Genomic DNA, 12,129 nt, shown 5'->3' with positions numbered 1-12,129 from the left:
TGTGTGCACATTTCGAACTGCACCGAACGACACGGGTCAGCCGCGTTTGTGCGAGTAGACCGCGAGCCGGACCCGGTTACCGCAGCCCGTCTTGTCCATCAGGTTCGCAACGTGCGTCTTCACCGTGGTCACGCCGAGATGCAGGCGGTCGGCGATCTCCTGGTTGCCCAGCCCCTCACCGACGAGAGCCAGCACCTCCCGCTCCCGCGGGGTGAGCGCGACCGCGTCAGCGACGGCCGCATCCCCACCGGGACCCGACGCGACGGCGCGGTCGACCAGACGTCGCATGAGGGCGGGCGAGAAGAGCATGTCCCCGTCGACGGTCCGGCGGATCGCGTTCAGCAGGTCGGTGGGCGCGGTGTCCTTGACCAGGAAGCCCGTCGCCCCCGCGGCCAGCGCGGGGTAGAGGTGATCGTCGTCGTCGAAAGTGGTGAGCACCAGCACCTTCGCACCGGAACCCGAGCCGACGATCCGGCGGGTCGCCTCGATGCCGTCGAGTCCCGGCATTCGCAGGTCCATCAGGATGACGTCCGGCGCGAGTTCGGCAGCCTGACGGATCGCCTCCTCACCGTTGGCGGCCTCCCCGGCCACCTCGAGGTCGTCTGTCGATTCGCACAGCATCCGCAGGCCCGCACGCACGAGTCGCTGGTCGTCCACGATCAGGAGTCGAATCATCAGGCGCCGGCCTCACTCGTCGACCCCGGCTCGGGGCAGGGTTCAGGGGCGGGTTCGGGAATCCAGGCGTCGACGACCCATCCTCGGTCGGTCGCGCCCGCGTCGAGTCGACCGCCGACAAGATCCACCCGCTCCCCCATCCCGATGATGCCGTGGCCGGTCGGATTCGAACCGTCGCCGTGCCCGGCGCTGTCGATCCGCACGCTGACGCCGCCGCCGCCGCGCTCGACGGTCACCCTGACGATGCCGCAGGGGTCGCCGTGCTTCATCACGTTGGTCAGGGACTCCTGCACCACCCGAAGCAGCGTCAGCCGGCCGATCGCGTCGAGCCCACCCAGATCCGGATCCACGTCGGCGGCGACGTCGAATCCGGCCGTGCGGGTGCGCTCGATCGCCGACGCGATCTCGATCGGCACCGCGTCCGACTCGACGAGGGCGACCTCCCCGAGCTCCGGATCGCGCAGCGCGATGAGCAGTCGACGGATATCGGCCAGCGCGTCGGAGGCGGTCCGGTGCACGTCGTCGAGCACCTCGTGCACACGTGGGTCGGCGTCCGTCGTCACGTGGCGGGCGACGCCGATCCGCAGCACGATCGACGCCATGTGATGGGCGACGAGGTCGTGCAGCTCACGCGCCACGGCGCTACGTTCGGCCGCCCTGGTCTGCAATTCGGCCGCGGCCCTGCGAGATTCCGCCTCGGCGGCCCGCGCCCGGTACGTCACCGCGAGGTCCCGCTGCGCGCGCAGGTAGAGCCCCAGCAGCAAGGGCAGTCCCACATAGGCGACGGCCGAGACCAGCGTCGCCGCCCGCCAGAAGCTCTCGGACGTCGAGGCCCCGGCGGTCTCGAGCCAGTGCCCCACCAGCACGGCGCCGGCCCAGCACCCGGCCGCCACCACGATCGGCACCGTGCGGTGGGTGCGCATCGCCAACTCGGCGAGTGCCACAGCGCCCAGGTACGGCACCAGCCCGGACAAGCCCCATGCATCAGCCGCGAACATCGGGACAGCCAGCGCCGACGCGGCGATCGACACGGGAAACGGCCAGCGGTCCGCCACCACGAACACCGCCGCGGCGGTCATCGCCAGCGCCCAGTAGCTCAACGGAACGTGGTACCGACCGGGAAAGGTGCTCGAGACGAGCATCAACGGCACCAGGACCACCGGCGCCCAGCGCACCAGCACTCCCACATCGACGCGCGGGCGGATATCGATCACAGATTCAACGGTAGGCGAGCCCCCGAACCGTCACCTCCTGCCAGAGGAGGAGGTGGCAGCGGTCGCGTTACGCGCACTTGTCGCGGTCCGCACGCCCCGAATCTCGCGACAAGTGCGCAAAACGCGGGAGGGAGGTGTCCGGATCGTGATGCTCGTCACTTTCCAGTTGGACTCGACTTCGTTTCTTACTCCGGAGTAAGGTAGGGGCGTCCGAGACCGCACCCCCGAGAAATGGTCATCATGAGCAAGCAAGACGTTGTGAAGACGAACGGCGCCAAGCGTGAGCCCCGCGACACCTCGGCGGTCGGCTTGAACCCGGTCAAGCGGGACGCGATGGGCGCCGCCATGCGCGTGCTGACCCGGATCACCGGGTCCGACCTGGCCGAGAAGTACAACCTGCGTCAGGTCATCGACCGCGTCACCTACGAGGGCACCAAGACCGGCTTCAAGACGCTCGGTGCCGCGACCCGCACGTTCAACCGGGTCTCCGGCAACGGGGCGCCCAAGCGCCTGCCCGACGGCGCCCCCAAGAACGCCGGCTACTTCGACCTGACGCCGGACGACGAGCAGAAGATGATCGTCGAGACGGTGCGCGAGTTCTCGGCCGAGATCCTGCGCCCGGCCGCGTACGACGCCGACGAGGCCGCCACGGCGCCCGCCGATCTGCTGAAGCGCTCCGCGGAGCTGGGCATCACGCTCATCAACATCCCCGAGGAGTTCGAGGGTGCGGCGTCCGAGCGCGGCGCGGTCACCAACTCGCTCGTCGCCGAGGCCCTCGCGCACGGCGACATGGGTCTGGCGCTGCCGATCCTCGCGCCCAGCGGCGTGGCCGTCGCCCTCACCCAGTGGGGCACCGACGCCCAGCAGAAGACGTACCTGCCCGCGTTCGCCGCCGACAACGTGCCCGCCGCGGCCGTCGTGGTGAGCGAGCCGCGCGCGCTGTTCGACCCGTTCGCGCTGCGAACCAAGGCCGTCCGCTCCCCCAGCGGCTACAAGCTCAACGGCGTCAAGAGCCTCGTCCCCGCCGCGGGTTCGGCCGAGCTGTTCGTCGTCGCCGCCGAACTCGACGGCCGTCCCGCGTTCTTCATCGTCGAATCCGATACCAAGGGTCTTGTCGTGGAGGCGGATCCGAGTATGGGTCTGCGCGCCGCCGGACTGGGCCGCCTGATCCTCACCGACGTCGCGGTGCCGGAGTCAGCGATCCTCGGTGATGGCGACGCCGACCAGCGCGCCCGCGAGTACGCCGACGCGGTCCGTCTCGCACGCCTGGGCTGGGCGTCGCTCGCGGTCGGCACCAGCCAGGCCGTGCTCGACTACGTGATTCCGTACGCCAACGAGCGGGAGGCGTTCGGCGAGCCGATCAGCCACCGTCAGGCGGTGGCGTTCATGATCTCGAACATCGCGATCGAGCTCGACAGCATGCGTCTGGTGACGCTGCGTGGCGCATCCCGCGCGGAGCAGGGTCTGTCGTTCGGCCGCGAGGCCGCACTGGCCCGCAAGCTCGCGTCGGACAAGGGCATGCAGATCGGTCTGGACGGCGTCCAGTTGCTCGGCGGCCACGGCTTCACCAAGGAGCACCCGGTGGAGCGCTGGTACCGCGACCTGCGAGCCATCGGCGTTGCCGAGGGCATCGTCCTCATCTGACGCCGACCCGATCCGTTTACAGGAGACCTTTCGATGATCAATCTCGAACTTCCCAAGAAGCTGAAGGCCTCTGCGAACCAGGCGCATCAGGTCGCAGCACAAATCTTCCGGCCCGTGTCCCGCAAGTACGACCTCGCCGAGCACGAGTACCCCAAGGAACTCGACACCATGGCGGCCATGGTCGAGGGGCTGGGCGACTCGGGCCAGGGCGCATCCGGCGCCGCCCTGGGTCGCGGTGACGACCAGCCCAAGGTCGTCGGCAACGCCAACGGCGGCAACATGGCGTCGCTGATGAACGTGATCGAAACCTGTTGGGGCGACGTCGGTCTGACCCTGTCGATCCCCTACCAGGGTCTCGGCAACTCGGCGATCGCCGCCGTCGCCACCGACGAGCAGCTCGAGCGGTTCGGCAAGGTGTGGGCGTCGATGGCCATCACCGAGCCCAGCTTCGGCTCCGACTCCGCCGCCGTCACCACCACCGCAGTGCTCGACGGCGACGAGTGGGTCCTCAACGGCGAGAAGATCTTCGTCACCGCCGGGGAGCGCTCCACGCATGTCGTGGTGTGGGCCAGTGTCGACAAGAGCAAGGGCCGCGCCGCGATCAAGTCGTTCGTCGTGCCGCGCGAGGCTCCGGGCCTGAGCGTGGCCCGCCTCGAGCACAAGCTGGGCATCAAGGCGTCCGACACCGCGGTGCTGCTGCTGCAGGACTGCCGCATCCCGAAGGACAACCTGCTCGGCAGCCCGGAAGTGAACGTGGAGAAGGGGTTCGCGGGCGTCATGCAGACGTTCGACAACACCCGCCCCATCGTCGCGGGTATGGCCGTCGGCCTGGGCCGCGCCGTCCTCGAGGAGTTGCGCAGCATCCTGGAAGAGGCCGGCGTCGAGATCTCGTACGACACCCCGGCCAACAACCAGCACGCCGCGGCCGCCGAATTCCTGGCGCTCGAGGCCGACTGGGAGGCGTCGTATCTGCTGGCGCTGCGCGCCGCGTGGATGGCGGACAACAAGAAGCCGAACTCGCTCGAGGCGTCCATGTCGAAGGCGAAGGCCGGCCGCACCGGTACCGCGGTGTCGCTCAAGGCCGTCGAGCTGGCCGGTAGCTACGGCTACTCGCAGCGCCCGCTGCTCGAGAAGTGGGCCCGGGACAGCAAGATCCTCGATATCTTCGAGGGCACCCAGCAGATCCAGCAGCTCATCATCGCCCGGCGCCTGCTCGGGAAGAGTTCGGCTGAACTGAAGTAATCGGCGCCCGCACTGCGGCGGAGGTCAGCCCCGGAAACACCGGCGCCCCGCCACTGAGACTGTCAGTGGCGGGGCGCGACGGGTCTGTCGACCGCTGTGGCCGTCAGATCAGCCGAGAGCCGCGATAGCGCCCACGAGAGCCAGAATTGCGCCGAGACCGCCGATGACGGTGCCGATGCCGCTCACGACCGGCTGGATCTGCTTGATCAGGGCGAGGTCTGCATCGGAAGAACCCATAACAACTCCTTGTTCGAATTTCGTCAGCCGGTACCGCACCGGCGACAGCGAACCCATCACGCACCACATGTTTCGGCAAAGTGATCGGTTCGCGATCGGAGCGGCGGCGACACCGCAAGGTGAGCACGCCGTCCCACGACCCGCTGGATAACGGGCCACACGCGTCACTCCCCCGACTGGAGCAGCGCCCGAGTCGGCGGAGTGACGCGGACGACGCTAGACCATGGATGTAGGCCAAGTCACGTCCGTTTTACGCAGTTTCCAACTACGTAATCGACGGCTGGAACGAACTTCACCGCACCGCTGTCCAACCGCCCTGCTGCCGCCCACGCAAACCGACCGCCCGCCCTTCGGATCGCGCCCCAGTACGTGGCACATCCCCGGTCGAGTGACTACCAGGTCAGATCTAGTTTTGCTAAGCAACGACTCGCGCAGGGGGCGGCCATGTCGGGCCCTCGGTTCGGTCCGTGCGGGATTCACCGGCCCATCGAGGACTGCCCCGCCATCGGGGTCGACTGTGTTTTTGAACTCAATTTCAATTCTCGTTGCCGACGCTGTTCCGCAGTCGGTACAGCCTCCGTCTGCTCACCCCGTACCCGCGTCGGCGCGAAGCCGTCGCCCCCCGCTCGAGCCACTCCAGCGTCGACTCCGAACACCACGGCGAACCACGTGAACAGTCGAGCGCGGGCCGCGACCTCGTCGTACCCGCTGCACGAGAAGTTGGCCCGCGGCAGCAAGATTCTCGACATCTGCGAGGCCACTGAGCATAGTCGGCAGCTCATCATCGCCCGACGCGTGCGGCAAGAATTCGTCGGCGCGGAAGTTGCAACGCCACTCGATCATTCGAGCCCCCGTCGCAGCAGCGGCGGGGGCTCGTTCGTTTCCGTTCACCTCGGCCCGGAACAGCGAAATGCCTCCCGCGCATGGGTCGCGGGAGGCACGTCGATCCGAGACTCGCGGGCAGACCTGCCCTCGGGTGCGCGGATCAGCTCATCTGAATGGCACCCATCATGCTGCCGAGATTGGGCAGGTTCAGGGACAGAAAGACAGACTGCAGCGCGGTCTGAAGAAAGTTCACGAGCATCGATGTCTCCTAATCAGTTTTGGGGGAACATTATCGAGCCGACGAAGAAGTCCTTGAAGCCCACGAGGACTGCATCGTACGAACCGGTCCACAGCATCATCAGATCTTTGCTCATCAGAATCTCCTTACTAGGGGCCGGGAATCGTGCCGAGCGACAGCTGGATCGGCAGGTCGACCAAAAGCATTTTGAACATCATTGCCGCCATGGGCATGAGCTCAGCAAGTGAGGTCACGACAGTCTCCTAAACAGTTGGTTGTCGGTCACGCCGACATGGTCATCAGGGCTCCGAGTGACCCGAAGAACGTATCGATCAACGTATGCCCGAGAGGACCGATGATTTTCGCGAAGTCGATGGACACAGCACGCCTTTCCACTGAAATGGGGGGGTGAACCGGTAGCCGAGCTGAGGGGCTTGCCTACCAACGGATCTGGTCGCCGATATCCACAACGGAGGACGAACGCCCCGCCTGCACGATCGGCCCTCGACCGAAGCTTTCTTGCCCTCCGGACGAGACCGATGTGACCGTAGCCCTCCCCGAATGGACATGTCTCGCGATTCGCGCAAAAAACACGAATCGAACAAAATTGCATTGCAGTACATACTTTCGCGCTCAAAGTTTGTACTGCAGTGCAATTTCCGTGCCCCCCACTACGGCGACGTCAGCGTCGGACATACTCCTGCAGGCACGACACAGTCTCGACCTGTTCCCCTTCGTCCCCGAACACCCACGCCAGGAACTCGCTCGCCCCGGCCGCGCGCACTCCGTCGAGCCGATCGAGAACCTCGCTGCGGGAACCGATCAGCGCGACGTCAGCGGGATCCGCCGCATCCTCCTTGTCGAGCATCACGCGGTAGGACGGGGTGTTGGTGTACGCCGCGAACTCCTCCCGGCATCGCTGCCGCGGCAGCGATGCCGATTGTCGGGACGATGTGCTCGGCCACCGTCCGCACGCCGGCCATGAGTGGCACGGTCCCATCGGCGTGCTCGCCGGCCAGGCGCAGCATCGCTGGGCCCACTGCACCGTCGGCCTCGACCTGCGCGATCCGCTCGACCACCTCGTCGAGACGCGCCGACGGCCACACCATTCGACCGATCTCCATCACCGACCACCCCTCTCCGACGATGACACCGGCAGTCTCTCAGGAGAACTCCTGTCGTCGACCGGTCATGGCGTCACGAAACGCCGAAGCGCCTCCCGCGCATGGGTCGCGGGAGGCGCCTCGCTTCGAGGGCTCAGGAGGCGCCCCAGCCCTCGGGTCCCTTGGGGTCGGGCCCGTCGGAATTACACGCACTCGCCATTCGTTTCGTTGTCGAAACCGATACCCAGCGCCATGCCACCACACATGAACACCGGGAACCGTCGGGCGAGATGGACGTAACGTACCCCCACCAGACCGGACCCACCCCACAATTCGGCCAAAAACATCAAACCGAATGAATTGCACCGCAGTACATTATGAATTCGATGTCTGCGGCGCAATTCTTCTTCGGCCGGACACATACGCTGCCCGACCGACCGGCTCACTTCTGCAGCACGTTTGACCGGCCTGCAACCACCGGAATCCACAGCACCGCAAGCAAGGCCATCGCCGCCCATTCGACGAGCAGGCCGTAACCGAGGCTGCCGGTGTGGGCGCTGCGAACACTGTGCTGCGACCAGTACGTCAGCAACCCCAACGCCGTTCCGACCGTGACACCGGCCATCGCGACCCATGCGAACACCCAGCGACGGGTCCAGGCAGCCAGCGCAGATGCGCCGATCCCGAACACGACGACGAACCACGTGAACAGCCGGGCCAGCGCCGCGACCTCATCGTGTCCGCCGGCGAGGACCTGCCACGCGCGCAGGCCGTCGACCTGCGGGGCCGCGAGGGCGATCAGCAGGACAGCCACGGTCGCCGCGATGAGCGGGCCACGGCCGCGGGGGTCCACCTCACGCGCCACCCGGGCCTCGATCGACGCCAATTCGCGTCGCAGCAGCGATAAGTCGTCACTCATTCGGTCACACTGCTGGATGCTCGTCTGCGCTGAAACACACCGACGACCATATCGACGACGACGAACCCGAGCAGGGTCAGCCCCAGCAACGGCACGAACCAGCCGACCAGTACGGAACCGATCACAATGGCACCGATCGCCGCCGGGTGCAGCCCTCGCAGAGCGCCTCGGACCGGCGGACGACCCCAGCGCCGCGTGCCGCGAACGGGCCGGCGCAGCCACCACATCCGGTAGCCGAGCGCGATCACCGCGAGCAGTGCGATCGCCAGCGCGAGCAGTACGACTTGATTGAGTAGGCCGAACAGGATGCCCATGTGCAGCGCGATCCCCCACGTGGTGAGTTTCGCCGTGAGCGGCCAGTCCGCGAACCGCGACTCGTCGGTGATCTGGCCGGTGGCACCGTCGACCGCGATCGTGTCGGTCGAGAACTCGAACGGCTGCCGGGTCTGGGTCACGACGAAGGCGGCGTCCGCCGTCGCCGGGATCGACGCCTCCACCTGACCGGTCACGCCGGCGTCGGCAGCGACCGCGAGGACGTGGTCGATGCGTCCGATGTCGGTGGCGAGCACATCGCTACCCGAGTCCATCTCATGCCCGTCGTGCCCCTCGTGTCCGCCCGACGGAACGGCATCCGGATCGGACAGCGTCGTCGACACCGACGGCGTCGTCCAGCCCAGCGACGTCCGCAGGTCGGTGACGTTCTCGCCCGCATACTTCGACCAGGTCAGCCCCGTCGCGGACAGGAAGACGAGACCGACTGCGATCCACAGCCCGACGGCTCCGTGCCGGCCGAGCGCACCGTTGCGACCACGCGCCCCCAGCTTGGCCGTCCACAACCGCGGCACGGCGGCCTCGCTGCGGGCGCGAGCCGTTCGGTAGCGGCGCACCCACAGGTAGACGCCGCCGAGTGCGATCACCCACAGCCACGATGCAGCGAGTTCGCTGTAGAGACGGCCGGGCTCGCCCAGGTGCAGATGCCGATGCAACTGCGAGATCCACGTCCGCACCGGTAGTGAACTACTGCTGCCGTAGACGACGAGTTCGCCGGCGGGCTTCGCGGTCACCGGGTCGACGAACACCGAGAGGCGTTCGGACTCGCCGAGCGTGGGGTCGGTGAACAGCACCCGCGTGGTCTGGCCCTCCTCGGTGGACGGCCGCACCGCCGACACCGTCAGGTCGGGGCGCTCGGCCTGCGCGGCGGCGATCTGCTCGCTCACCGGGGCCGCAGGTCCGGTCGACTCGACATACAGGTAGTCGCGGTAGACGAACTGCTCGAGGGTGGGCGCGATCGCATACAGCCCGCCGCTGATCGCCGCGATCACGAGAAACGGTGCAACGAAGATCCCCGCATAGAAGTGCAGACGGAGAACCAGCCTGCGGAGGGCACCGGGTGGCGACGAATCGTTCGATCCGGAGCGAACTTTCGAGTTGGTCGAATCCTGCGCAGGGGTGGTCCCCACGCCTTCGGAAGCGTGCATGAAGCCAGGCTCTTTCCTGAAGTCTCGGATCGGCGCGCGAGAAATGCGCGTGCCGCAAGGGAGCCGCCGACGAGCCCTGGACACACGATTCGTGTGGGGGCATCGGCGGAGAAGACAGCGGCAGACGACGGACACGCGGAAGCGTGACCGGCATCTACCAGGAAAGAGCGGGAGGCCCGCGGGTGCCGCCCGCGGCCCGGGCGACGCGCGAGGTCGTCGGCTCCAGACTCCGGACGACCGTGGGTGCCCACCTGCGGATCTCGGCTACCGGCGGTGCCGACAGCACCGCGACCACGACCCTCGACACCGAGCCGATCACGCGCGCCAGCGACCGCTCCGCGGCCCGGACGAATACGACACCGACCGCGGTGGCCGCTGCGTGCGCCGCCAGCATCTGCGGCGTGAGGTGCAGTCCGTGAGGGTGATTCGACGCCAGGGTCAAGGTCAGGTGGCCGATCCCCTGCCCCGCAGCGAGGACCGACACGAGGAGCAGCAGCGGAGCGGTTCGGCTCCGAAGCGACGCGACAGCGGTGCCGACCACGGCGCACGCGGCCAGAAGCAGCACGATCGCTTCACCACTGGGGAACATGGACCCGCCACCGAGTCCGTGCGCGGCAACGCTGGCCGCCCCGGACAATGCACCGACGACCGTGCCACGCAGGCGCGCGACGGCATCGGCTCGGGACCTCACCCCGCGAGAGTAGCGCCCACTATCCCGGCCCTCGCGTTCGAGCAGGTTGGCTACCAGGACAAATCCGCCCACTGTGATGCGCATCACCGCTAGTCTGAGGCTGCCGACGTCACCGATGGGAGCCACCATGCAGGACGTTCTGACCAAGATCGCCGACACGCTCAGCGCAGTGCGCGTGATGCAGCGTTCCGGGCTCATCCCCTTCCCCCGCGTCGACGAGGGCGTTCGCGTCCTCCTCGCCGTCGACAAGTACGGCCCGTTCGCCGGTTCGGTGCACGCACACGCCGCGGCCGGCCACCGCCGGGTCGCTCTGGTCGACGAGCGGGGCTCACTCACCTACAGCGAACTCGAAGCGCGGTCCAACGCCCTCGTTCGCGCGTGGCAGGCCGAGGGCATCGGCGTCGGATCGTGCGTCGGCGCGATGTGCCGCAACCACCGCGGTCTCGTCCTCACGATGCTCGCCGCCGCCAAGAGCGGCGTGCGCCTGGTCCTGATGAACACCGGTTTCGCGCGCCCCCAGTTGGTCGACGTCGCACAGCGGGAGAAGGTGCGCTACTTCATCTTCGACAGCGAGTTCGCCGACATCGCCGACGCCCTGCCGTCCGACGTCACGCCGTTCCTGTCGTGGGTCGACGAGCCGGTGCGCACTCCCCCGGCCGAGACCACACCGCGCACCCTCGACGACCTCATCGCCGGGCAGTCCACGGACACGGTGCCCGCACCCGAGCAGCCCGGCGTCTTCATCCTGCTCACCAGCGGCACCACCGGCACTCCCAAGGGTGCACCGCGCGGGCACACGTCCCCGTTCGTCACCGCGCAGTTCCTCGACCGGATCCCGTTGCGCCCCAAGCAGACGATGCTGATGGCGGCGCCCGCGTTCCACGGCACCGGCATCTCGCAGCTCGGACTCGGCCTGGCGCTCGAGAACACCGTCGTGATGCAGCGCCGCTTCGATCCCGAGACGACGGTCCGCCTGATCGCCGAACACCGCGCCGACACCCTCGTGCTGGTGCCGACGATGTTGCAGCGGATCATCGACCTCGGGCCCGCCGTGCTCGGAAAGTACGACACCTCGTCGCTGAAGGTGATCTTCGCGGCCGGATCCGCGATCCCCCCGGACCTGTGCATCCGCACGCAGCAGGCGTTCGGGAAGGTGCTGCACAACTTCTACGGCTCCACAGAGGTCGCCGCCGTCACCGTCGCCACCCCCGACGATCTCGAGCGCGCTCCCGGCACCGCCGGACGTCCACCCGCCACCTGCCACATGGCGCTCATCGACGACACCGGCAAGAAGATCACCGGACCCGATGTCGTCGGCCGCATCTTCGCCAAGAGCGGCCTGAGCTTCGACGGCTACACCGACGGCCGCGACAAGGAACGCATCGACGGCATGCTCTCCACCGGCGACGTCGGCCACTTCGACAGGGACGGGCTGCTGTTCGTCGACGGCCGCGACGACGACATGATCGTCTCCGGCGGCGAGAACGTGTACCCGCTCGAGGTCGAGAACCTCATCGCCGAACGCCCGGACGTCCTCGAGGTCGCCGTGATCGGCGTCGAGGACGACGAGTTCGGCCACCGCCTGCGCGCGTTCGTGGTCGCGGCGCAGGTGTCGTCGCGCGATCCCGAGGAGATCCGCGCTCACGTGAAGTCGAACCTTGCCCGCTACAAGGTGCCCCGCGACGTCGTGTTCATCGAAGAACTACCCCGGAACGCGACCGGCAAGCTGCTGCGGCGAGTGCTGGTGGAGATGGACGTCGAGTTGTAGCCGGCGCACCGGACTACGAGGCACTCCCCGGCGCCGCGCCCGACCTGGGGCGCACCCGATGAGCACGTGACGACGCAGAAAAAGAAGAACCCCCG

At 67.7% G+C, this 12,129-nt stretch carries 11 protein-coding genes; 3 read left to right on the top strand and 8 right to left on the bottom strand.

Features of this window, described 5'->3' with window-relative positions:
• Positions 1-36 precede the first annotated feature (36 nt).
• Both C8K36_RS03755 and C8K36_RS03750 read right to left on the bottom strand, forming a co-directional pair.
• Positions 37-675, bottom strand: coding sequence for a response regulator (locus tag C8K36_RS03755; RefSeq protein ID WP_107983057.1), 639 nt, complete (start codon positions 673-675; stop codon positions 37-39).
• Positions 675-1,889, bottom strand: a complete 1,215-nt coding sequence (locus tag C8K36_RS03750; protein ID WP_420910838.1) for a sensor histidine kinase — start codon at positions 1,887-1,889, stop codon at positions 675-677. The genes C8K36_RS03755 and C8K36_RS03750 overlap by 1 nt, the downstream gene beginning before the upstream one ends.
• A 231-nt stretch (positions 1,890-2,120) precedes the next feature.
• Between C8K36_RS03750 and C8K36_RS03745 the strand changes: the two genes are divergently transcribed.
• Together C8K36_RS03745 and C8K36_RS03740 are read left to right on the top strand one after the other, a co-directional pair.
• Positions 2,121-3,533 carry an acyl-CoA dehydrogenase family protein gene (locus C8K36_RS03745; RefSeq protein ID WP_107983056.1) on the top strand — a complete coding sequence of 471 codons (1,413 nt, stop codon included), beginning with the start codon at positions 2,121-2,123 and terminating at the stop codon, positions 3,531-3,533.
• A 33-nt stretch (positions 3,534-3,566) separates the two neighbouring features.
• Positions 3,567-4,775 (top strand): acyl-CoA dehydrogenase family protein, encoded by a 1,209-nt coding sequence (locus tag C8K36_RS03740; protein WP_107983055.1) that lies wholly within the window; start codon positions 3,567-3,569, stop codon positions 4,773-4,775.
• Positions 4,776-4,883: 108 nt separating this feature from the next.
• Here the strand turns inward: C8K36_RS03740 and C8K36_RS25040 are convergent, their stop codons facing one another.
• The 6 genes from C8K36_RS25040 to C8K36_RS03715 form a co-directional block, all read right to left on the bottom strand.
• Positions 4,884-5,012 (bottom strand): hypothetical protein, encoded by a 129-nt coding sequence (locus tag C8K36_RS25040; RefSeq protein ID WP_258195012.1) that lies wholly within the window; start codon positions 5,010-5,012, stop codon positions 4,884-4,886.
• 1,745 nt (positions 5,013-6,757) lie between these two features.
• On the bottom strand, positions 6,758-6,943 hold the full coding sequence (locus tag C8K36_RS03735; protein WP_107983054.1) for a hypothetical protein: 186 nt from the start codon (positions 6,941-6,943) through the stop codon (positions 6,758-6,760).
• Positions 6,909-7,199, bottom strand: coding sequence for a hypothetical protein (locus C8K36_RS03730; protein ID WP_107983053.1), 291 nt, complete (start codon positions 7,197-7,199; stop codon positions 6,909-6,911). Before C8K36_RS03730 ends, C8K36_RS03735 begins: the two co-directional genes overlap by 35 nt.
• Before the next feature lie 421 nt (positions 7,200-7,620).
• On the bottom strand, positions 7,621-8,097 hold the full coding sequence (locus C8K36_RS03725; protein ID WP_107983052.1) for a hypothetical protein: 477 nt from the start codon (positions 8,095-8,097) through the stop codon (positions 7,621-7,623).
• Positions 8,094-9,575, bottom strand: coding sequence for a PepSY-associated TM helix domain-containing protein (locus C8K36_RS03720; protein WP_107983051.1), 1,482 nt, complete (start codon positions 9,573-9,575; stop codon positions 8,094-8,096). Before C8K36_RS03720 ends, C8K36_RS03725 begins: the two co-directional genes overlap by 4 nt.
• A gap of 154 nt (positions 9,576-9,729) precedes the next feature.
• Positions 9,730-10,266, bottom strand: coding sequence for a hypothetical protein (locus C8K36_RS03715; RefSeq protein WP_107983743.1), 537 nt, complete (start codon positions 10,264-10,266; stop codon positions 9,730-9,732).
• 127 nt (positions 10,267-10,393) lie between these two features.
• Here C8K36_RS03715 and C8K36_RS03710 point away from each other — a divergent pair, with 127 nt between their 5' ends.
• Positions 10,394-12,034, top strand: coding sequence for an acyl-CoA synthetase (locus C8K36_RS03710; RefSeq protein WP_107983050.1), 1,641 nt, complete (start codon positions 10,394-10,396; stop codon positions 12,032-12,034).
• The last annotated feature ends 95 nt before the right edge of the window (positions 12,035-12,129 follow it).

The organism is Rhodococcus sp. OK519 (assembly GCF_003051005.1).
Classification (GTDB): domain Bacteria; phylum Actinomycetota; class Actinomycetes; order Mycobacteriales; family Mycobacteriaceae; genus Prescottella.
Note: the sequence above shows the minus strand (reverse complement) of the source record. Positions and strands in the feature narration are given on the sequence as shown.

Bases quoted from the DNA above. Each gene is read 5' to 3' on its own strand.
- C8K36_RS03755 (WP_107983057.1), bottom strand. From the start codon at position 675: ATGATTCGACTCCTGATCGTGGACGACCAGCGACTCGTGCGTGCGGGC.
- C8K36_RS03745 (WP_107983056.1), top strand. From the start codon at position 2,121: ATGGTCATCATGAGCAAGCAAGACGTTGTGAAGACGAACGGCGCCAAG.
- C8K36_RS03740 (WP_107983055.1), top strand. From the start codon at position 3,567: ATGATCAATCTCGAACTTCCCAAGAAGCTGAAGGCCTCTGCGAACCAG.
- C8K36_RS25040 (WP_258195012.1), bottom strand. From the start codon at position 5,012: ATGGGTTCTTCCGATGCAGACCTCGCCCTGATCAAGCAGATCCAGCCG.
- C8K36_RS03735 (WP_107983054.1), bottom strand. From the start codon at position 6,943: ATGCTCGACAAGGAGGATGCGGCGGATCCCGCTGACGTCGCGCTGATC.
- C8K36_RS03730 (WP_107983053.1), bottom strand. From the start codon at position 7,199: ATGGAGATCGGTCGAATGGTGTGGCCGTCGGCGCGTCTCGACGAGGTG.
- C8K36_RS03725 (WP_107983052.1), bottom strand. From the start codon at position 8,097: ATGAGTGACGACTTATCGCTGCTGCGACGCGAATTGGCGTCGATCGAG.
- C8K36_RS03720 (WP_107983051.1), bottom strand. From the start codon at position 9,575: ATGCACGCTTCCGAAGGCGTGGGGACCACCCCTGCGCAGGATTCGACC.
- C8K36_RS03710 (WP_107983050.1), top strand. From the start codon at position 10,394: ATGCAGGACGTTCTGACCAAGATCGCCGACACGCTCAGCGCAGTGCGC.